The sequence below is a fragment of the Gilvimarinus sp. F26214L genome (genome assembly GCF_054401055.1).
Genome location: NZ_JBTIYG010000003.1, coordinates 185,808 through 204,655, shown reverse-complemented (window position 1 = coordinate 204,655; position 18,848 = coordinate 185,808). Strand labels below are relative to the sequence as shown.

The 18,848-nt window shown below is 61.2% G+C and carries 21 protein-coding genes; 12 read left to right on the top strand and 9 right to left on the bottom strand.

What is annotated here, in order from left to right; all coding sequences use genetic code 11:
• Positions 1-158: 158 nt before the first annotated feature.
• The 3 genes from apbC (at position 159) to ACURWW_RS04850 (ending at position 2,295) form a co-directional block, all read left to right on the top strand.
• Positions 159-1,238: an iron-sulfur cluster carrier protein ApbC gene (apbC, locus tag ACURWW_RS04860; protein WP_445616649.1), complete on the top strand. Its 1,080-nt coding sequence runs from the start codon at positions 159-161 to the stop codon at positions 1,236-1,238.
• Between the two features lie 150 nt (positions 1,239-1,388).
• Positions 1,389-1,958: a dCTP deaminase gene (gene dcd / locus ACURWW_RS04855; protein ID WP_445616650.1), complete on the top strand. Its 570-nt coding sequence runs from the start codon at positions 1,389-1,391 to the stop codon at positions 1,956-1,958.
• 151 nt (positions 1,959-2,109) lie between these two features.
• Positions 2,110-2,295 (top strand): hypothetical protein, encoded by a 186-nt coding sequence (locus ACURWW_RS04850; RefSeq protein WP_445616651.1) that lies wholly within the window; start codon positions 2,110-2,112, stop codon positions 2,293-2,295.
• Positions 2,296-2,335: 40 nt separating this feature from the next.
• On the opposite strand, the gene ACURWW_RS04845 is transcribed toward ACURWW_RS04850, so the two are convergent.
• From ACURWW_RS04845 to purM, 3 genes are read right to left on the bottom strand one after another with little or no spacing between them, the layout of a single operon-like run.
• Positions 2,336-3,067 (bottom strand): DUF3108 domain-containing protein, encoded by a 732-nt coding sequence (locus ACURWW_RS04845; protein WP_445616652.1) that lies wholly within the window; start codon positions 3,065-3,067, stop codon positions 2,336-2,338.
• A 60-nt stretch (positions 3,068-3,127) separates the two neighbouring features.
• A complete protein-coding gene (gene purN, locus ACURWW_RS04840; RefSeq protein ID WP_445616653.1) occupies positions 3,128-3,784 on the bottom strand; it encodes a phosphoribosylglycinamide formyltransferase in 657 nt (218 codons plus the stop codon).
• Positions 3,781-4,869, bottom strand: a complete 1,089-nt coding sequence (purM, locus tag ACURWW_RS04835; protein WP_445616654.1) for a phosphoribosylformylglycinamidine cyclo-ligase — start codon at positions 4,867-4,869, stop codon at positions 3,781-3,783. The genes purN and purM overlap by 4 nt, the downstream gene beginning before the upstream one ends.
• 256 nt (positions 4,870-5,125) lie before the next feature.
• On the opposite strand from purM, the gene ACURWW_RS04830 reads away from it, so the two are divergent.
• Together ACURWW_RS04830 and hda are read left to right on the top strand one after the other, a co-directional pair.
• Positions 5,126-6,205, top strand: coding sequence for a DUF2066 domain-containing protein (locus tag ACURWW_RS04830; RefSeq protein WP_445616655.1), 1,080 nt, complete (start codon positions 5,126-5,128; stop codon positions 6,203-6,205).
• Positions 6,206-6,207: 2 nt separating this feature from the next.
• Complete coding sequence (gene hda, locus ACURWW_RS04825; RefSeq protein WP_445616656.1) at positions 6,208-6,921, top strand: DnaA regulatory inactivator Hda; 714 nt, start codon at positions 6,208-6,210, stop codon at positions 6,919-6,921.
• A 22-nt stretch (positions 6,922-6,943) separates the two neighbouring features.
• On the opposite strand, the gene sppA is transcribed toward hda, so the two are convergent.
• From sppA to arsC, 4 genes are read right to left on the bottom strand one after another with little or no spacing between them, the layout of a single operon-like run.
• On the bottom strand, positions 6,944-8,809 hold the full coding sequence (sppA, locus tag ACURWW_RS04820) for a signal peptide peptidase SppA (RefSeq protein WP_445616657.1): 1,866 nt from the start codon (positions 8,807-8,809) through the stop codon (positions 6,944-6,946).
• The gene (locus ACURWW_RS04815) at positions 8,796-9,236 is read right to left on the bottom strand and encodes a DUF2069 domain-containing protein (protein WP_445616658.1); all 441 of its coding nucleotides are present in this window, start codon (positions 9,234-9,236) and stop codon (positions 8,796-8,798) included. The genes sppA and ACURWW_RS04815 overlap by 14 nt, the downstream gene beginning before the upstream one ends.
• Positions 9,233-9,844, bottom strand: a complete 612-nt coding sequence (gene wrbA, locus ACURWW_RS04810) for an NAD(P)H:quinone oxidoreductase (protein ID WP_445616659.1) — start codon at positions 9,842-9,844, stop codon at positions 9,233-9,235. Before wrbA ends, ACURWW_RS04815 begins: the two co-directional genes overlap by 4 nt.
• Entirely contained in the window at positions 9,844-10,188 is a 345-nt protein-coding gene (arsC, locus tag ACURWW_RS04805; RefSeq protein ID WP_445616660.1) for an arsenate reductase (glutaredoxin), read from the bottom strand. Before arsC ends, wrbA begins: the two co-directional genes overlap by 1 nt.
• 148 nt (positions 10,189-10,336) lie before the next feature.
• On the opposite strand from arsC, the gene ACURWW_RS04800 reads away from it, so the two are divergent.
• Entirely contained in the window at positions 10,337-10,603 is a 267-nt protein-coding gene (locus tag ACURWW_RS04800; protein WP_445616661.1) for an acylphosphatase, read from the top strand.
• 39 nt (positions 10,604-10,642) lie between these two features.
• Here the strand turns inward: ACURWW_RS04800 and ACURWW_RS04795 are convergent, their stop codons facing one another.
• Positions 10,643-11,089: a tellurite resistance TerB family protein gene (locus tag ACURWW_RS04795; protein WP_445616662.1), complete on the bottom strand. Its 447-nt coding sequence runs from the start codon at positions 11,087-11,089 to the stop codon at positions 10,643-10,645.
• A gap of 72 nt (positions 11,090-11,161) precedes the next feature.
• Positions 11,162-11,929: an oxygen-binding di-iron domain-containing protein gene (locus ACURWW_RS04790; RefSeq protein ID WP_445616663.1), complete on the bottom strand. Its 768-nt coding sequence runs from the start codon at positions 11,927-11,929 to the stop codon at positions 11,162-11,164.
• A 317-nt stretch (positions 11,930-12,246) separates the two neighbouring features.
• Here ACURWW_RS04790 and fabV point away from each other — a divergent pair, with 317 nt between their 5' ends.
• From fabV to bamC, 6 genes are all read left to right on the top strand, one after another.
• Positions 12,247-13,431 carry an enoyl-ACP reductase FabV gene (gene fabV, locus ACURWW_RS04785; RefSeq protein WP_445616664.1) on the top strand — a complete coding sequence of 395 codons (1,185 nt, stop codon included), beginning with the start codon at positions 12,247-12,249 and terminating at the stop codon, positions 13,429-13,431.
• Between the two features lie 9 nt (positions 13,432-13,440).
• Complete coding sequence (locus ACURWW_RS04780) at positions 13,441-14,322, top strand: MBL fold metallo-hydrolase (protein WP_445616665.1); 882 nt, start codon at positions 13,441-13,443, stop codon at positions 14,320-14,322.
• Positions 14,323-14,415: 93 nt separating this feature from the next.
• On the top strand, positions 14,416-15,459 hold the full coding sequence (locus ACURWW_RS04775; RefSeq protein WP_445616666.1) for an NADP(H)-dependent aldo-keto reductase: 1,044 nt from the start codon (positions 14,416-14,418) through the stop codon (positions 15,457-15,459).
• 19 nt (positions 15,460-15,478) lie between these two features.
• Positions 15,479-16,459, top strand: a complete 981-nt coding sequence (gene lpxL / locus ACURWW_RS04770; protein WP_445616667.1) for an LpxL/LpxP family Kdo(2)-lipid IV(A) lauroyl/palmitoleoyl acyltransferase — start codon at positions 15,479-15,481, stop codon at positions 16,457-16,459.
• 232 nt (positions 16,460-16,691) lie between these two features.
• Positions 16,692-17,564, top strand: a complete 873-nt coding sequence (gene dapA / locus ACURWW_RS04765; protein ID WP_445616668.1) for a 4-hydroxy-tetrahydrodipicolinate synthase — start codon at positions 16,692-16,694, stop codon at positions 17,562-17,564.
• A 77-nt stretch (positions 17,565-17,641) separates the two neighbouring features.
• On the top strand, positions 17,642-18,793 hold the full coding sequence (gene bamC / locus ACURWW_RS04760; protein ID WP_445616669.1) for an outer membrane protein assembly factor BamC: 1,152 nt from the start codon (positions 17,642-17,644) through the stop codon (positions 18,791-18,793).
• Positions 18,794-18,848 lie beyond the last annotated feature (55 nt).

The following is an 18,848-nucleotide window of genomic DNA, read 5'->3' as shown; positions in this document are numbered from 1 at the left end:
GGCGCAACTATACCACCTTTTGGCCCCTCGATCAGGTGCGGCGCCGTCTGCCGGGGCTTGCGGGGACGGGGGTTGGGGCCCTTGTGAATCCGAGTAATTTGGTCGGATAATACCCCTTGCCCCGCACCTCAACACGCATTTCAACACAAGGTCGTCGTATGTCTCACGCCAGTCTGGCGGCAATCGAAACCGCCCTCGGTGAATTCAAAGATCCCGTTCTCAATCAGAGCCTGCGTTCCCTGGATGCCCTGGAGCTGGATGAACAGGGCGGGGTCCCGCACCTGCGCGTGGCGCTGGGCTACCCCTGCGCCGGACTTGCGGCGGAGCTTGAATCCGCGCTACGCGAGGAAGCCCGGAATGCGGGCTTTTCAAACCTGGAACTGGAGGTCAAAAGCCGGATTATGGAGGCAGTGAGCGCGCGGGAGGGTTCCATCAGTGGCGTGAAGAACCTGATCGCGGTGGCCTCCGGCAAGGGCGGGGTGGGCAAGTCCACTACGGCGGCCAACCTGGCGCTGGCACTGGCGGCGGAGGGGGCCCGGGTCGGCCTGCTGGACGCGGACATCTACGGGCCGAGTCAGCCCCAGATGCTGGGCGCGGGTAACCAGCGCCCGAAGGTGGTGGATAACCGTTACATGATGCCCATCGAGGCGCACGGCCTGAAAACCAATTCCATGGGCTTTCTGGTAAGCGAACAAACTCCCATGGTGTGGCGCGGACCGATGGTGAGCGGGGCCTTTCAGCAACTGATCAAACAGACCCATTGGGGCGAGCTGGATTATCTGATCATCGACATGCCGCCCGGCACCGGCGACGTTCAGCTGACACTGACTCAGAGTGTACCGGTCACGGGGGCGGTGATCGTAACCACGCCCCAGGACATTGCCCTGCTCGATGCGAGGAAGGGCATCGAAATGTTTCGCAAGGTGAACGTCCCCGTGCTGGGGGTAGTGGAGAATATGGCCGTGCACGTGTGCAGCCAGTGTGGTCACGAGGAGCACATCTTCGGGACCGGTGGCGGCGAGGAGATAGCCCGCAAATACCACACCCCCCTGCTTGGTTCCCTCCCTCTGGACCTGCGTATTCGCCAGCAGGTCGACAGTGGCTGCCCGACCGTGGTTGCGGAGCCTGCCTCGCCGGTCGCGCGCGCCTATCGCGAGATCGCCCGTCGCATTGGCGCCGAGTTGTGGCAAATCAACCGCCTGGCGGCAGCGACGGAAATCAGCATCAGCGACGATTGAGCAAGGCCCGCGCTGCTTGCCGCCCGCGGACGAGCCGCTTTTTTGCGGCGCCAAAAACCCGTATTATTCGCCCCCCGGCAGCGCCTGCCGCGTGGGGCATCCCCCTCCGTTCAATTCAGCGCTGGCCCCTTCATCCGTTCAGGAGAGTTCATGAGCATCAAATCCGACAAGTGGTTGCGTCGCATGGCGCAGGAACACGGCATGATCGAGCCCTTCGAACCGGGCCAGATTCGCTACGACGGAAACGACCAGCGCATCGTTTCCTATGGCACCAGCAGCTACGGCTACGACGTGCGATGCGCGGATGAATTCAAGATTTTCACCAATGTTCATTCGGCCATTGTGGATCCGAAAAACTTCGACGAAGACAGTTTTGTGGACGTGAAAAGCGAGGTTTGCGTGATTCCGCCCAACTCGTTCGCCTTGGCGCGCACCGTCGAGTACTTCCGAATCCCGCGCAACATACTGACGATCTGCCTGGGTAAATCCACCTACGCCCGATGCGGAATCATCGTTAACGTGACTCCGTTGGAGCCCGAGTGGGAGGGCCACGTTACCCTGGAGTTTTCCAACACCACGCCACTTCCAGCCAAGATTTACGCTAACGAAGGGGTGGCTCAGATGTTGTTCTTCGAGTCCGATGAAGTCTGCGAGACCTCGTACAAGGATCGCGGCGGCAAATACCAGGGACAGCGCGGCGTGACCTTGCCTCAGACCTGAACCCTGGTTCGGAGAGCGGGTCTCAGGAGCCTGGCAAAGCATTCCATTTGCGAGCCGAACACGGACAATTTTTCCCGGTCCCGCCAGGCTCCGCGAGAGGCCCGGCAATTGCAGAGCCGGGTTGGCACAAATCGGTGCGAGGATTCCCGCTATGGGCGACGTAATTCCCTTCAAGCGGCCCAAGCTGAAAGAAAAGTTCAAGGGCCGCAGTCTCTGCCGCGATGGCTTCCACAAATGGGAAGTGGTGACGGAGAAGCAGTTTGACGTAAAGCAGGGAAGGCTGGTGACGGTCTATCGCTGTGCTCGATGCGGCAAGCAGCAGACGAAGGCGATTTGAGGGGCGGGAGCCCGGATTACAATTCGCCGATCACCGCTCCCTACAGGCCGCGAACCTCCTTCCCGTCCAGAACGGCGCGGTGGAGATCAATTTCGTAATTTGCCCCGTCTTCCTCTTTTTGCAGGAGCCGGACCACCAGGTAGTCCCATTCTTTCGCCATCCAGAAAATGGTATGGCGCTCGGCATCTTCGTCACGCAGACGTTTGACCTTCACAGCCTTGAATCGGCCCGCGTCCGTATCGACTTCTTCTTCCCCGAGAACTTCGAAACTGTACTGCTTGAGGCTTCCGCCGTCGGCAACGTCATACTCGAGCAGGGGGCGGCCGTTCAAGAGATCGGTTCGAATCTGCAGCTGCCAGCTGAGCTTGTCCAGAGCACCCGCCGGAACCTCCATTCGCCAGGGCTTGTCGCTCGCGTCGTTGACGACCTGGCGCTTGTCCCAGTCGAAATCCACCACCAGTTCGCGGTCCCGGCCCAGGCCACTGCGTTCGTACACATAGCGCAGGGGTTGGATCCGGTCGGCGTCGGCCCAGCGGAACTGGCTGACCTCTTTCAGATCCGCGAGCCAGCTATCGGCAAAAAACGTGAACAGGCGGGAGCCGTCTCCAAGTGTTTCCAGCTTGCGGGTGGCGGTGACCGAAATACCGAAGTACTTGGCCTTGTAAGTGGCTTCGAAGTTCTTGGGCTGGGTGGCGGGGGCGGCCTGAGCAAGCAAGCTGAACAGCAGCAGGCAGGCGGCCGCGGGCACTTTATGCAGAAGAGCTGATTTCATGGGTGACATTCATGTTGCGGTGTATGGCCGGGCGCTCAGTACTCGGCAGCGCAGCCCGGATCAAGGTGTCGCGTCGATTAGATGACCTTGAGGGGGTAAAAGTTCGCCGTCGAATGTGCAGCGGCTCCCATTCAAGTGTAGCCGACCCTCCGCAAACCACTGCACGGCCATGGGGTAGATCCGGTGTTCCTGCTGAAGAACCCGCTGTTGGAGGCTTTCCTCGGTGTCCCCGGGCAGAACCGGAATGCGGGCCTGGATAATGGGCGGGCCGCCATCCAGTTGATCTGTGACGAAGTGCACGGTCACCCCGTGGTGAGTATCGCCGGCCTCCAAAGCGCGGCGATGGGTGTGCAGGCCGGGATACTTGGGTAACAGGGACGGATGAATGTTCATCATGCGGCCCTGGTAATGGGCCACGAAGCCCGGGGTAAGAATGCGCATGAAGCCGGCCAGCACCAGCAGGTCAGGCCGATACTGATCCAGAGCCAGGGCCAGGGCCTTGTCGAAGGCCTCCCTGTCCCGAAAGTCCCGGTGGTCGACGACCTGGGTCGGAATACCCGCTTTCTGGGCACGGGCCAGTCCTTTCACGCCGGGGCGGTTGCTGACCACGGCCACGATCTGCCCCGAGAGTTGCCCCGCCTGCTGCGCGTCGATCAGGGCCTGCAGATTGGTGCCGCTGCCGGAGATGAGTACCGCGATCCGGGCTGGGTTGCTCATTCGACGGTTCCGGCTTTGCCGGTAATGCGCACGGGGGCGGCGTTTGTGTCCGCAGTTTTGATCTCGCCGATGATCGCTGCGCTCTCGCCAGCGGCGCGGAGCTGATCAAGCGCCTCCTGGCTGTGCTCGCCGGCCACCACCAGGACCATACCGATGCCGCAGTTGAAGGTGCGGTACATCTCCCGTTCCGCCACATTGCCCTGCTTCTGAAGCCAGTCAAAGATGGCCGGGCGCTGCCAGCTCTGTGCATCGATTTCGGCCTGGACGCCGTGCGGCAGAACCCGGGGCAGGTTTTCCAGCAGCCCGCCCCCGGTGATGTGGGAGAGGGCGTGGACCGGGACCGTTTTCATGAGCTGTAGCAGAGGTTTTACATAGATTCGGGTGGGAGCGAGCAGCCAGTCGCGCAGAGGTCTGCCCTGCAGTTCCGTATCCAGGCTGGCGCCGCTGTGCTCGAGAATCTTGCGGACCAGAGAGTAGCCGTTGGAATGGGGGCCGCTGGCGGGTAGGCCGATCAGCACATTTCCGGCGGCCACCTTGCTGCCGTCGATGATGTCGCTCTTCTCCACCACACCCACGGCGAATCCGGCCAGGTCATAGTCATTGCCTTCGTACATGCCGGGCATTTCGGCGGTTTCGCCACCAATCAGAGCACAACCCGCCTGTTCGCAGCCTGCACCCACGCCGGTCACGACGGAGCTGGCTACATCCACATCCAGGCGACCGGTTGCGTAGTAGTCGAGAAAGAACAGAGGCTCGGCGCCAGTGACGATGATGTCATTCACACACATGGCCACCAGGTCGATACCGATGCTGTCGTGTTGGCCGCTGTCGATGGCCAGGCGCAACTTGGTGCCCACGCCGTCGGTTCCGGAAACCAGAACGGGCTCCCGGTAGCCGGTCGGAAGCTCGAAAAGCCCCCCGAAGCCGCCGAGGCCGCCCATCACGCCCGGACGATGGGTGCGTCGGGCGGCGGATTTTATGCGATCCACCAGCGCATTGCCCGCGTCGATGTCCACTCCTGCATCCTTGTAACTCAGGGACTCCGAGGGAGGCGGGGAGGAGGAAGAGGGGTCCTTCTTGCTCATAGTCGTACTCTGCGGGGGGTGGATGGAAGTTCAGGCGGGCGGCATTTTATCAGTTCAGTACCCGCTCTTGCAGGAGAAATTGTCCACCGTGCAGGCCGCCAACTGGCCCGACGGTGGCCCAAGGCAAAGATTGAGTGCGCTGCGCGTCACGCGCAGAAGTCTGGCTACTTATTCAGGAGCGGGACAGCCTGATACAATAGCGCCGAAATTCACATTCGTTTAGCCACAGTACATGCGATCCGCCGAGGAATCTTTCTTGAATTTTGCCTTTCGCGTTTTCATCCTTCTTGTTCTGAGCTTCAGCGCCGTAGCGCAGGAACGAATCGACCTGTTTCGAGCGGAAATGCTGGTGACCAGCCAGAGTCCCCGTGAACGCAGCCAGGCCACCGTGGACGGGCTGGCCGAAGTGGTGGTACGGGCCTCAGGCCTGCCCGAGGTGCTGGAGAATCCGGACGTGATTGACGCGCTGGGGAACGCCGACCGCTATCTGGTGGAGTGGCGCTACGAAACCACTGAGGAGACGGTCGAGGACGATGGCCGCGAAGTGCCTGCCTGGCGCCTGGTGTTGCGCTACTCCGGCGACGCTGTGGAGAAGCTGCTTCGGGATCTGCGTTTGCCGATCTGGCCGGCCAATCGGCCCAGTGTTCTCCCGTGGCTGATGGTGGACGATGCGTCGGGCCGCAACCGCGTCACGCCGTCGTCTCACACCGAAGTGCTTGAAGCACTGGAAAGTGCCGCCAGACGCAGGGGATTGCCCCTGATCAAGCCCATACTCGACCTTGAGGACAGCGTTGCGCTGCCATCGGAGGCGCTCTGGTCCGTACAGGAGGATACGATCCGTGAGGCCTCGGAACGGTACAATCCAGACAGCATTCTGGTGGGCCGGTTGACCGAAACGGCCCGGGGCGAGTGGCGCGCCAGTTGGCGCTTGATGCACCGGGGTCGCAGCACCGTGTTTGACAGTCGGGCGGCCGACCTGGAAGGCGCGGTCGCCGCAGCGGTGGACGAGATGGCCGCTCACTTCTTTCAGATGTACGGGATCATTCCCCAGGAGGGCAGCTCCGAGGCCCTGGTCTTTCAGATCGACGATGTGGACGACTTTGCCGGCTATGCCCGCCTGAGCAACTATCTCGACAATCTGGCGGTCATCCGTCGCTATGATCTGGTCGCCGTTCACGGGAGCAGTATGTTGGTCTACGTCTATCCGACGGCCGACCTGGATCAGCTGCAAAGCGCCCTGGCCCTGGATGAGCGGCTGCTGCCCTATACAGACCTGGGTCTGGCAGGTGTTCCGCCAGGCAGCCCGGGTAACCCCCTGCGTTACCGCTGGCGTTGACGATGGAGCCCCGGCCGCGGCAACTGTCGCTGAGCGTCTCCCTGCACGACGAGGCTACTTTCGCTAACTTCTACCTGCCGCCCGAGAGCCCGAACCGGCAGGCGGTGGCGGCGCTGGAACGGCAGTTCGGGGGCGGTGAACGGTTTATCTATCTCTGGGGCGCCCCGGGGGCGGGCCTTACGCACCTGCTCCAGGCCGCGTGCCACAAGGCGGCAGGGGAGGGGCGATCCGCCCAGTACCTCCCCCTTCGTGAACTGGCGGGCTTTGCACCGGAAGCACTGTTCGAGGGCCTGGAAACCCAGGACCTGATCTGCCTCGACAGCCTCGAAGCGGTGGCGGGACTTCCCCATTGGGAGGAGGCGCTGTTCGGTCTGTTCAACCGCGTCCATGATGCCGGCAAGCACATGGTATTTTCAGCGGGAAGCAGCCCTCAATCCCTGCCACTGCAGTTGGAGGATTTGCGCTCGCGCCTGAGTTGGGGCGTGGTTTTCCATCTGGAGGTGCTGGACGACGAGGAAAAGCAGCGGGCCCTGCAAGCGCGGGCCCGGAGACGGGGCATGGAGATGAGCAGGGAAGTGGCCCAGTTTATCCTCAGCCGCTCGCCCCGGGATATGAACGAACTGTTCTATCTGCTCAACCGCCTGGATGAGCAATCCCTCCAGGAGCAACGCAAGCTGACCATTCCCTTCGTCAAGCAGGTGCTTGGCAAACTCTGATTCCGTCCCTTCAGCAACCCGTTCAGCGCGGGGAGACGCACTGCGTACAGTGGGCGTATACGCTCCCCGGGCGCTTGTCGGTCTGGACCAGTTGCATCAACTCGGCAAGTCCCTTCCATGGACTCCGGGTCTGGCCCAGAGCCGCCGGGTCCAGCCCGGTTTCTGCCTCGACTGCCGATCGCAGCAGACTCCTGGCACCGGTTCCCATGCTTTGTACGAACAGCTCCCAGGGTGAAAGAACCTGCTCGATAACCTCCACCTGGTAGTCGCTGACGCCGCCGTGTTCCGCAGCCGCTGCGATGGCGTCGTCCAGATAGCCCAGTTTGTCGACCAGCCCCAACTCCTGGGCTGCAATCCCGCTCCAGACCCGTCCCTGAGCAATCGGGTGGACCAGATCCGGTTCCGTGTTGCGCCCTTCGGCCACAATGGTCAGGAAGCGGCGGTAGATGTTCTCGACATTAAGCTGAATGACATTCGCGGCGATCGGGTCCAGGGGCATGTCCAGGCGCATGGAGTCGGCCAGCGTGTTGGTCCCGTAGCCGTCGGTACTGATGCCCAGCCGATCCAGGCTGTTCTCGAAGGTGGGCAGTATGCTGAAGACGCCGATGGACCCGGTAAGTGTCGTCGGGGTGGCCCAGATTTCGTCCGCGTTGGCGGCGATCCAGTACCCGCCGGAGGCTGCCACGCTGCCCATGGAGACGATCACCGGAATCCCCGCGTCCTGGGTGGCCAGCAGTTCACTGCGAATGATCTCGGATGCGAAGGCACTGCCGCCGCCGCTGTCGATCCGTAGCACCAGGGCCTGGACGTCGCGTGATTCCCTGGCTTCGCGGATCAGCGCCGCCAGCGTGTCGCCGCCGATGCTGCCGGGGGGCTGCTCACCGTCGAAAATGGTGCCGCTGGCTACGATGAGCCCGATCCGGTTGCGGGCCATCGCGGGCTGTTGTTCAAGATGGTCCACATAGCGCAGGTAGGGAACGGCCCGATAACTGTCCTGCTGCTCGTCATAGCCGTATTTTTCAATCAGCATTTGCCGAAGCTGGGGCGCGGTGGTGAGGCTGTCCACCAGTTTGTTCTGAACCGCCAGAGCGGCCGCGTCCCCGTCAAGGGAGAGTAAATGCTGGTCCAGGTTGCTCACGTAGTCGTTGATGGCATCCTTGGGCAATTGCCGCTGAGTCTCCACCCGGCTCGTGTAGATACCCCAGAGCTGATCGATCCACTGGCTGTTGTGCTCACGGGAGGCCTCCGACATGGACATGCGGGTGAAGGGCTCCACGGCGTCCTTGTACTCCCCGACCCGGAACACGTGCAGGTTGATGTTCAGCTTATCCAGGGCTTCGTTGAAGTAGTTGCGGTAGCTCCCGTAGCCTGTGAGCAGTACGGCCCCCATGGGGTCCATCAGGACCTGGTCCGCGTAGCTGGCCAGGTAATACTGGGCCTGGGAATAGAAGGCGCTGACCGCGGTGATGGGTTTGCCGCTGTCCTTGAAGGTGCTCAGTGCCGTGCCGATTTCTTCCAGCTTGCTGATATCGCCGCCGGTGAAGTACTGGAGTTCCAGCACCAGCTCGGTTATCCGCGGATCCTGGGCTCCCGCCTTGATGGCCCGCACCACGTCGCGCACCACCGTTTCCGAAGAGCCGGCGCTCGGCGTCAGCATCTGGGCGACCGGGTCGATATAGCTGCGCTGATCCACGAGAAACCCGGTGATTTCCACGCGCAGGGGCGCCCGCTCGGGAATTGGACCCGGGCCCCCGCTGAAGATCGCCAGCAGCACCAGGGCAAGCACCAGCAGGAAGATTGCGTTGATAACCACGATGCGCGTTCGATCAATCGTGCGGCCGATAGCCCGCAGACTTCGTCCCAGTACGCCGGGATTACTGCTGCTCATTGGAATTCCTCGCTCCGTTTGCGGTGACAAATTGGGAATACTGATAGCGCTGCAGCCAGCGGCTGCTGAGTACCGCTGAAAAGAACAGGACGCTGGTCAGCAACAGGATCAAAAGGTCGCTCCAGTGTCCGGGTGGAGTTTCCGCATTGCGAAAGCCAAGCAACATCACCGCCTGGGTAATGGCGGGGATCAGGTAGAGAATAATCACAAAGCACAGCCAGCTGTAGGCGCGGTGCGACTTCGCAAGCATGCCGGGCACGAACATCAGCAAGGGCAGGGCCTGCACCGCCCAGCGCAGCCACGATCCGGTGGGTGAGGTCACATTGATCCAGCTGAACAGCACCACCAGGGCGCCCAGGGAGATCCAGCTGACCCGTTGGCTCCAGGCGAGGGCCTGCGGTTCCCGCACATCGGGCGCTTCGCTCATGGAGTTTCTCCCAGGCGCAGAGCCAGATGAGCCATTCGTTTACCGAGAGCCTGACAAAGTTCCCGCTCGTGGTCGCTCAGCGCCTGATCCGAGTCGGTGCCGGCCCAATGGGAGACGCCATATGGCGTGCCGCCGGTGCGGGTTTGGGTCAGGGCCTCTTCGCTGTAAGGGAGCCCGGCCACCACCATGCCGTGATGGAGGAGGGGCAGCATCATGGACAGAAGCGTCGCTTCCTGCCCGCCGTGAAGGCTGGCGGTGGACGTGAAAACGGCGGCGGGCTTGTCAATCAGGTCACCGCTGAGCCACAGGCTGCTGGTACCGTCGAGGAAGTACTTCAGGGGTGCCGCCATATTGCCGAAGCGGGTGGGGCTGCCCAAAGCGAGCCCCGCGCACTGTTTCAGGTCGGTTTCGCTGCAGTAGATGGCCCCTTCATCGGGAACGGGCGGGTCCACGGCTTCCACAGTGGCAGACACCGGCGGCACGGTGCGGATCCGGGACTCGATGCCATTTACCTGATCCACCCCGTGGGCAATTTGCAATGCCATCTCGCCCGTCGCGCCGAAACGACTGTAATAGAGAATCAGGATATACGGGTTGGAGTGACTCATCAAAGCAGGCCCAATACGTTTTCGGGTGGACGACCCAGGACGGCTGTATCGCCTTTAACGACGATCGGGCGCTCGATCAATTTGGGAAAACGCACCATGTATCCGATCAATTCCTCATCACTGAGCTGGGGGTTGTTCAGCTCATTGTCCTTGTAAGCGTCTTCGCCCTTGCGCAGCAGCTCCCGGGGGCTGATCCCCAGCTTCGCCAGCAGGCCCTTCAAAGTGGCCGCATCCGGCGGGGTCTCCAGGTAGTGCACAATGCGGGGTTGCACGCCCTTCTCCTCGAGGATGGCCAGGGTCTGGCGAGACTTGGAACAGCGCGGGTTATGATAAATCGTAACCATGTGTGGAATCCTCACCCGTGTTCGAATGGCTGAAAAGCGCGGTATTGTACATTAAGGGGCTTTTTAATCACTCAGATGCACCTCCGGCTGAGCTTCAGGCCGGCATGGAGAGTTCGCCCCGACGGTTCACCACAGAGGAGGAGAGTCAATGATCAGCCGTTATGGCCTGGTGTCCGGAATTGTTCAGGGAGTGGGCTTTCGAGCCTACGTGGAGCGAATCGCGCAGCGCGCTGGATTGAGCGGCTTTGCCCGCAATCTGCCGGACGGGCGGGTGGAGGTCCTGCTGTGCGGCGACCCGGAGCAGGTGGCCAACGCGGAGAAAGAAGTCGCAATCGGGCCGCCCACTGCCCGGGTGACCGAGGTGCGCTGGGAAGACCGCGATGATCCCCCGCTGGAAAACTTCGAGCGGGGGTGAGAGCCTGCCGGCGGCGAACTCGCGAACCCGGGTTTGCGGCTACTTTCTGGCCTCCAGCTTGGCTCGGATGAACTCGTTGTGGGGCACGTGGATCAGCTCCGCCACCCGGCGGATCAGATGCTCCTCGTACTTGTCGAGGTTGCCGTCCGCGTACGCCACCTCCCACATGCCCTGGAGCAGCTGGTATTTCTCGTTGGGCCGGCACTGCTGGTTGATCATCTGAGTGAACTGGTAGAGGGAGGTGGCCTCTTCCTGCTCCGCCTCCGCCAGCCGGGTCAGCTCCTCCAGCTGACTGTCATCCAGCTCAAATCGTTGGGCCAGCAGTGTGCGCAGGGTCTGCATTTCATCGGCACCGAAGTCCCGGTCCGCCGCTGCTACCTCGATCAGCAGGGCCGCCGTGGCCAGCTGACACTGGTCGTGGCTGAGGGTCTCGCCCTCGTTGCGGGCAAGTTCCGTATTGAAGTAGTCGAGAATCTTGTTCAGCATGTTGGTTCCGATCTGCGCCCGGGAAAGAAGGTTCCCCAGTGTACCGGCTTCCTGTTGATCGCGCAGGCACCGTCAGTCAAGCAGGTCGATCCCGCACTCCAGTCCTTCGAACCAGTCCAGAAATTGGCCCACCGCCTTTTTCCCCACAAAGGGGCGGCCATGCTGTGGCAACAGCATTTCCACGTCGAGCTTGCGGACCCGGCGCACCCAGTGGCGGCAGGCCCGGTTCGACGCCATGTAGCGGCGATGGAAGCCCACCATATGCGGAATGTGCTCGGCCACATTGTCCACCGGCAGGTGGTCCTGCCCCGGAGTCACCGCCGCGCCCACATCGCCGGAGAATAGGATCTTGCTGATCGGATCGTAAAAGTGGAAGTTCCCCACCGAATGCAGAAAATGGGCGGGGACTGCCTGAATATGGGAGCGGCCCAACGGAACTTTCTCACCTTCATCGGGCAGCTCCAGGAGCCGGCTGGCCAGCGAGGCATTCATGCGGTCCGAAACAAAACTGGACACCAGATGGGGCAGGAAACGGCTCCACAGCCGGGAGGTGACCACCTGGCAATCCGTGTGCATCAGCCAGCGGGGCAGGGACGCGATGATGTCCGGATCCTGATGGGATGCGAACACGTAACGCAGGGAATGGCTGTTGATGTGCTTGGCCAGCTCGATGGACAGCGGTGTATAGGTCAGGTCGCCGCCCGGATCGAACAGTGCCGCCTCGCCGTGATCGACGATGGCCAACTGATTGCTGGGGATGCCCTCCCCCTCCACCAGGCCGGTGACGAAAAGACAGATGTGATCGCTGTGATCGTAAAGTTTGAGGACGCGCTGGCTCATGATACAACTCGCTCAGATGGCAAAATGCGCCATTATGAGATCCTCGTCACTTCCTTTAACTGATCATTATCAAGTGAAGCGGGTTTTTGTGCAGAATGAATTGGCTGCCACGACGCTTGCGGGGTTCCGCTTCGCGGATCGGGTCGAAAGGGCGGCCATATTCAAGCCCCGGATCAGCGGCTATAATGGCGCCCCTGTCGAATTGCACCCTTTCCCAAGGTTCTCGAGCACGAGGGTCCCGGCACCGCCCGCATTCACGCCATGGCAACAAGTCGCCCACAGACGCGGCGCTTTCTGAATACAACAAAGGTGAAGGAATGATCATCAGCCCCAAGATTCGCGGTTTTATCTGTACCAACGCCCACCCCGAAGGTTGTGCTGCTCACGTGGCGGAGCAGATCGCCTACATCAAAGCTCAGCCGGCCATTGAAAATGGGCCCAAAAAGGTCCTGGTGCTCGGTTCGTCCACCGGTTTCGGGCTCGCCTCGCGGATTACCGCGGCGTTCGGTTGCGGAGCTGACACACTCGGGGTGTTCTTCGAAAAGCCGCCCACGGAGACCAAAACCGCCTCTGCCGGCTATTACAACACCGCGGCCTTCGAAGCAGCGGCGAAGGAAGCCGGACTCTACAGCCACAGCATCAATGGCGACGCGTTCAGCGACGAATGCAAGCAGCAGGTGATCGAGCAGATCAAGAAAGACCTGGGTACCGTGGATCTGGTGATCTACAGCCTGGCCGCGCCCCGGCGTACCGACCCGAAGACTGGTGAAACCTATTCCAGCGTTCTCAAGCCCATCGGCGAAGCCGTCACCCAGAAGAGCCTCAATACCGACAAGGAAGAAGTGGGCGAAGTCACCATTCAGCCTGCCACGGACGAAGAAATCGCGGCCACCGTCAAAGTCATGGGGGGCGAGGACTGGGAACTGTGGCTGAGCGCCCTCACCGAAGCCGGTGTACTGGCCGACAACTGCAAGACCATCGCCCTGTCCTATATCGGCGACAAGATCACCTGGCCCATCTACGGCCACGCGGCCATCGGCAAGGCGAAAGAAGACCTGGACCGAGCCGCCGACTGCATCAATAAACAAGTGCAAGGTGTACACGGCGAAGCGCGTGTTGCGGTCCTGAAAGCGATCATGAGCCAGGCCAGCGCGGCAATTCCCATCATGCCCCTGTACATGTCCATTCTGTTCAAGGTCATGAAAGAGCAGGGCACCCACGAAGGCCCCATCGAGCAGCTCTACCGCCTGTACACCGAATGCCTCTACAACGCGAATCCGCGCCTGGACGACAAGGGCCGCTATCGCGTGGACGAAAAGGAACTGGAGCCAGCGGTACAAGCCAAAGTCGCAGAAATCTGGGAGCAGGTCACCACAGAGAACCTGACCGACGTTACCGACTTCGCGGGCTATAAGGCCGAATTTGCCCGACTGTTCGGATTTGGTTTCGATTCGGTGGACTACAGCAAGGATGTAAGCCCCATCGTCAAAGCTGATTTTTAAGCCGATATCGTGGCCGATCTACACAGCAGCATCATCGAGACGGAGATCGTCCCGGGCAAACCTATCCGGCTCAGCGAGCGAGTGGTCCGCATCACCGCTCCCAACGGCGGCCCCATGACGGGGCCGGGTACCAACACCTACCTGGTGGGCACGGACGAAATCACCGTCATCGACCCCGGCCCCAGGATCGACAGCCATATCGAGGCAATCCTGGCCGCGGCCCAGGGGAAAATCAGCGCGATCGCCGTGACCCATACCCATCCGGACCATTCCCCTGCCGCCAAGCCGCTGGCCGAAGCGACGGGCGCAACTCTTTACGGGTCGGTGCTGGACGACGACGGTCACCAGGACAAGAGCTTCACCCCCCACGTACATCTGGAGCACGGCCACCGGATCTCCACCCCCGGCGCCACCGTCGAGGCGCTCTACACACCGGGCCACGTGGGCAACCATTTTTGCTTTTACCTGCAGGAAGAACAGATCGCCTTCGTGGGCGACCACATCATGCAAGGCGCCACCGTGGTCATTATTCCACCCAGTGGCGACATGCTCGACTATATCAACTCCCTGAAACTTCTGACCCGCTACCCGATTGACCGTCTCGCCCCGGCCCATGGCCATCTGATCGCCGATGCCGAGGCGGCCGTCAATGACCTTATTCGCCACCGCATGAGTCGCGAGGACAAGGTCGTCGCCGCACTGCGGCAGATCCCCAATTCCACACTCGACCAGCTCATGGAGGTGGTCTACGCGGACGTTGACAAACGCCTGTACAAAATCGCCAAGCTTTCCCTTTGGGCGCATTTGTTAAAACTGGAGCGGGAAGGGCGCGCGGCGAAACACGCGGAGAAACACTGGCTGTTCGACGACGAGCTGTGGGATCTGGTGTGAGGGGCGGGAGTCGTAATCGCGATGTGAGGCGATCACTGTCCCAGTGAACGGGCGACGGGCACAAAACCACTCAACAATCGGCAAATCGAATCCATGAAAAAAAGACAGCTTGGCAATACCGACATTCAAGTGAGTGAGATCTGCCTGGGAACCATGACCTGGGGGCAGCAGAATACTCAGGATGAAGCGTTTTCCCAAATGGACTACGCGCTGGAGCGGGGCATCAACTTCATCGATACTGCCGAAATGTACCCCGTCCCGCCCCGGGCGGAAACACAAGGCAGCACCGAAACCTACATCGGCAACTGGCTCGCCCGGACCGGTAACCGGGACAAAATCATTCTCGCCTCCAAAGTGGCGGGCCGGGGAACCCAGAACACCGGAATGGACCACCTGCGCGGTGGGCCACGCCTGGACGCACAGCACATTCGCCAGGCCCTCGAAGACTCCCTGCGGCGCCTGCAAATCGACTACCTGGACCTGTACCAGGTTCACTGGCCGGAACGAAGCACCAACTACTTCGGCCGGCTCGGCTATCGACACTCCCGCGACACCGGCATCCCCATCCAGGAAACCCTCGAAGCGCTCGGTGAACTGGTAAAAGAGGGCAAAGTCCGCCACATCGGCATTTCCAACGAAACCCCCTGGGGCTTCATGGAATACTGCCGCCTCGCAGACCAACACCACCTGCCCCGCATCGTCAGCGTGCAGAACCCCTACAACCTCCTGAACCGGACCTACGAAGTGGGGTTGGCGGAAATGTCCATCCGTGAAAACATCGGCCTGCTCGCCTATTCGCCCCTCGGCTTCGGCGTGCTGACCGGCAAGTACCTCAATGGGCAGCGACCCGCCGGGGCGCGGATCACCTTGTTCGAACGCTTCGTCCGCTACCAGAATCCCCAGGCCCAGGCGGCCGCCGAGGCCTACGTGAAGCTGGCCCATGAGCACCACATGGATCCGGCGACCATGGCTCTCGCCTTCGTCAACTCCCGGGAATTTGTCACCTCCAACATCATTGGGGCCACCTCACTGGAGCAGCTGAAAGTCGACATCGACAGTGCCGAGGCTACACTGTCTGATGAGCTGCTGAGGGGTATCGAAGCCATCCATCGGCAGTACAGCAACCCCGCCCCCTGAATCAGCCTGCGACAGAACCGTGAATTCCAGAAGTAAAGTCCAATTCAGCTTCGCCCTGCTGCACCCCCGATATTGGCTCACCTGGCTGAGCTTCGGCTTGTGGTGGCTGGTCTCGCAGCTACCGTACCCCGTATTGCTGATGCTCGGCCGCGGGCTCGGGTGGGTCACGTACCACCTGCTGAAGCGGCGCCGTTTCATCACCCGCCGCAACCTGGAACTCTGCTTTCCCGAAAAAAGCGCCGACGAGCGCGAGGCACTGGTGCGTGAGAACTTCGTCTCCACGGCAACCGCTGTATTTGAAAGCGGAATCGCCTGGTTCTGGCCCGTCTCCCGGTTGAAAAAACTGTACACAATCGAGGGCATTGAGATCATCCAGGATCAGCTGCGGAAGGGGCAGGGCATGATCCTCCTCACCCTGCATTTCACCACCCTCGAAATCATGGGTGCCGCTATGACCAGCCTGATGGACTCCATGGCTGTGAGCTACCGGCCACACCGCAACCCCGTTTACGACCTGATCCAGGCCCGCTCCCGGGCCCGGCGCAACCCCACCGCGGCAGCCATCGCCGCGGGCGACGTGCGCTCCATGGTGCGGCATCTGCGCAGAGGGTATGGCATCGGCTACCTGCCGGATCAGGATTTTGGTCCCAAGCACAGCGTGTTTGCGCCGTTTTTCGGAATCCCTGCCGCCACTGTGGTGGGCCTGCCGCGGCTCGCCAGAATGGCTGACGTACCGGTTATTCCGCTGGTGAACCTTCGCCGTCCGGACGGGAAGGGCTATATCTTCCGCGTTCTTCCCCCGTTTGAGGACTTTCCCTCCGGTGACGAAACGGCAGACGCGCTGAAGCTCAACGAACATGTGGAACGATGCATCCGGGAATGCCCGGAGCAATACCTGTGGATGCACCGCCGTTTCAAGTCCCGGCCCCCGGGCGAACCCGACCTCTACGGATTGCCGAAACGCTCCCGTCGGCGGCGCCACCGCCATCGCGGGGCGTGACCGGGAGGAGCAATCCGGCATTGCGAACGCTGACGCTTGTGTCCGGAACACGGCCTCAGTACCATTGGCTCCTTCGCCTGGCTAGACCCCGCAACGACAAGGCCTGGACGATCGCTGGCGCTGAGGCGGTCATGTTCCAGACGAGAGCGCAAAGCCACTGTAATTACCCGGTCTTCAATCCACCACATTCAGCCCGATTGGAAGCCGGATCAAGCCCCCTACGGAGTACAAGATGCTGCAAGGTAGTATGGTTGCCTTGGTAACCCCCATGAATGCGGACAATCGGATCGATTGGGACTGCCTGGCCAGGCTAGTGGAGTGGCACATCGAGAAGGGCACCCACGCCATTGTCGCTGCGGGCACGACGGGTGAATCCGCCACCCTCAGCATGGCGGAGAACAAGGCCGTGATCAAAGCGGTTGTGGAGACCGTGCGCGGTCGCGTTCCCGTCATCGCCGGCACCGGGGCGAACAATACCCTGGAAGCGCTGGAGCTCACCGAAAGCGCCAAGGAGTCCGGCGCGGACGCCTGTCTGCTGGTGACTCCCTACTACAACAAGCCGACCCAGGAAGGCCTGTTTCGTCATTACCAGTACATCGCCCAGCGGGTTGCCATCCCTCAGCTGCTGTATAACGTCCCCGGCCGGACCGGCGTGGACATGCAGCCTGAAACAGCGCTGCGCCTTGCCCAGTTGGATAACATTATCGGCATCAAGGAAGCCACCGGGGATATGGTCCGGGCACAGCGAATTCTGGACGAAGCGCCTGCCGGATTTCTGGTGATTTCCGGGGACGATCCCACCGCCCTCGATCTCATGCTCAGGGGCGGTCGCGGCAACATCAGCGTGACCGCCAATGTGGTTCCCGACCGGGTTGCAGAAGTCTGCAGTCTGGCGCTCGCGGGGAAGGCCGAGGAAGCCCGCAGCGTCGATGAGCAGCTGCAGAGTCTTAACAAGGCGTTATTTCTGGAGTCCAATCCAATTCCCGTCAAATGGGCGTTGCATGATCTGGGCATGATCCCCGAGGGGATTCGCCTGCCGCTGACGCCGCTGGCCGAGCAGTACCGTGACAGAGTCCGCGAGGCCTTGCGAGGCGTGGGGCTTTAATCCGGGCTCCGGTATTCGGACTGATCATCCAACCAACGTTTGAACGAACAATCCTTTGAACTAAAGTGTGCAGCAAGATGAAGTATTCAACATTCACGATGGCCGTGCTTGCCTGTTCGGCTCTTTCCGGCTGCGGCTTCCTGTTCGGTGATGAAGGTTATTTCCGGGATCGCAGTGATGATTATCTGAAAGCCAAGCCCATGCCTCCCATGGAAGTTCCCGGGAACGTGGACGGAAATGTACTTGGCCAGCTCTACACGATCCCTGATGTGTCCAGTGAAGCCTACCAGTATCCCGACGAATTCGAGGTGCCCCGGCCCGAAGCCCTGTCGACCGATGCTTACTCTGAGAACGTGAAAATTCAGAAGCTGGGCGATAAGAGCTGGATTTTTACCAGCGCCTCGCCCAGCGAAGTCTGGCCGCGGGTCCGAAACTTCCTCAACGCCAACGGTCTGCAGGTGACACGTACTGACGCTCCCCGCGGCCTGATTGAAACGGCCTGGCTCACCTTCAAGGATGATCCCGACAACCGGGACAAATACCGTCTGCGAATCGAACAGGGGATTCAGCCCGAGAGTGCGGAGATCCACGTGATCCATGTGAGCATGCCGAGGGACGCGGCGCCCCCGGAGCAAATCACCTGGCCCGAGCGATCCAGCAGCGATGAGAAGGAATCCTGGATGATCCAGGAACTGGCGGCGAACCTTGCCGCTGAGATCGGTTCCGCAAGTGCCTCGTTGTTGGCTCAGACCATTGGCGGCGGCGAGAAAATCTCCATTGTGTCCCGCAATCAGCAACCCGTGCTGCGCATGGAGCTGGAACTGGTCCGTGCCTGGGCCTCTCTGAATCACGCATTGCAGCAGGAAGGCCTGCAAATTCTGGATCAGGATTCCGATGCAGGGATCTACTACGTGGCTTACTCCGACCCGGAGGAAAGTGACGGGTTCTTCAGTGGCTGGTTCAGTGGCGACAATACGGCGCAGCAGTACCGGATCGAAGAGGTGTTGAGCTTCATGGATCTGCCGGACACACCCGACAACCGCGATCTGTTCCCGCCAGCGGCTTTTGAAGCAGGCAAACAGGCGCCGGAACAACTGGACGGCTATCTCGTTCTCGTGAAGAACTCCGGCAGCGGTGTGGACGTTCATGTGCGGAACGCCCGCGGCAGACCGCTTGAAAGCCGCACGACCCGGGAGTTGCTGACTACGGTTCGCCGCAATCTGATTTGATGCGCGGGCGCGAGGCTTCGCGCTGCCGCTACCTGTTTTGCTTTGATGTGCACGC

Bases quoted from the DNA above. Each gene is read 5' to 3' on its own strand.
- apbC (WP_445616649.1), top strand. From the start codon at position 159: ATGTCTCACGCCAGTCTGGCGGCAATCGAAACCGCCCTCGGTGAATTC.
- ACURWW_RS04815 (WP_445616658.1), bottom strand. From the start codon at position 9,236: ATGAGCGAAGCGCCCGATGTGCGGGAACCGCAGGCCCTCGCCTGGAGC.
- bamC (WP_445616669.1), top strand. From the start codon at position 17,642: ATGAAGTATTCAACATTCACGATGGCCGTGCTTGCCTGTTCGGCTCTT.
- ACURWW_RS04800 (WP_445616661.1), top strand. From the start codon at position 10,337: ATGATCAGCCGTTATGGCCTGGTGTCCGGAATTGTTCAGGGAGTGGGC.
- sppA (WP_445616657.1), bottom strand. From the start codon at position 8,809: ATGAGCAGCAGTAATCCCGGCGTACTGGGACGAAGTCTGCGGGCTATC.
- purN (WP_445616653.1), bottom strand. From the start codon at position 3,784: ATGAGCAACCCAGCCCGGATCGCGGTACTCATCTCCGGCAGCGGCACC.
- dcd (WP_445616650.1), top strand. From the start codon at position 1,389: ATGAGCATCAAATCCGACAAGTGGTTGCGTCGCATGGCGCAGGAACAC.
- ACURWW_RS04795 (WP_445616662.1), bottom strand. From the start codon at position 11,089: ATGCTGAACAAGATTCTCGACTACTTCAATACGGAACTTGCCCGCAAC.
- ACURWW_RS04790 (WP_445616663.1), bottom strand. From the start codon at position 11,929: ATGAGCCAGCGCGTCCTCAAACTTTACGATCACAGCGATCACATCTGT.
- ACURWW_RS04845 (WP_445616652.1), bottom strand. From the start codon at position 3,067: ATGAAATCAGCTCTTCTGCATAAAGTGCCCGCGGCCGCCTGCCTGCTG.
- ACURWW_RS04775 (WP_445616666.1), top strand. From the start codon at position 14,416: ATGAAAAAAAGACAGCTTGGCAATACCGACATTCAAGTGAGTGAGATC.
- dapA (WP_445616668.1), top strand. From the start codon at position 16,692: ATGCTGCAAGGTAGTATGGTTGCCTTGGTAACCCCCATGAATGCGGAC.
- fabV (WP_445616664.1), top strand. From the start codon at position 12,247: ATGATCATCAGCCCCAAGATTCGCGGTTTTATCTGTACCAACGCCCAC.
- purM (WP_445616654.1), bottom strand. From the start codon at position 4,869: ATGAGCAAGAAGGACCCCTCTTCCTCCTCCCCGCCTCCCTCGGAGTCC.
- wrbA (WP_445616659.1), bottom strand. From the start codon at position 9,844: ATGAGTCACTCCAACCCGTATATCCTGATTCTCTATTACAGTCGTTTC.
- arsC (WP_445616660.1), bottom strand. From the start codon at position 10,188: ATGGTTACGATTTATCATAACCCGCGCTGTTCCAAGTCTCGCCAGACC.
- hda (WP_445616656.1), top strand. From the start codon at position 6,208: ATGGAGCCCCGGCCGCGGCAACTGTCGCTGAGCGTCTCCCTGCACGAC.
- ACURWW_RS04850 (WP_445616651.1), top strand. From the start codon at position 2,110: ATGGGCGACGTAATTCCCTTCAAGCGGCCCAAGCTGAAAGAAAAGTTC.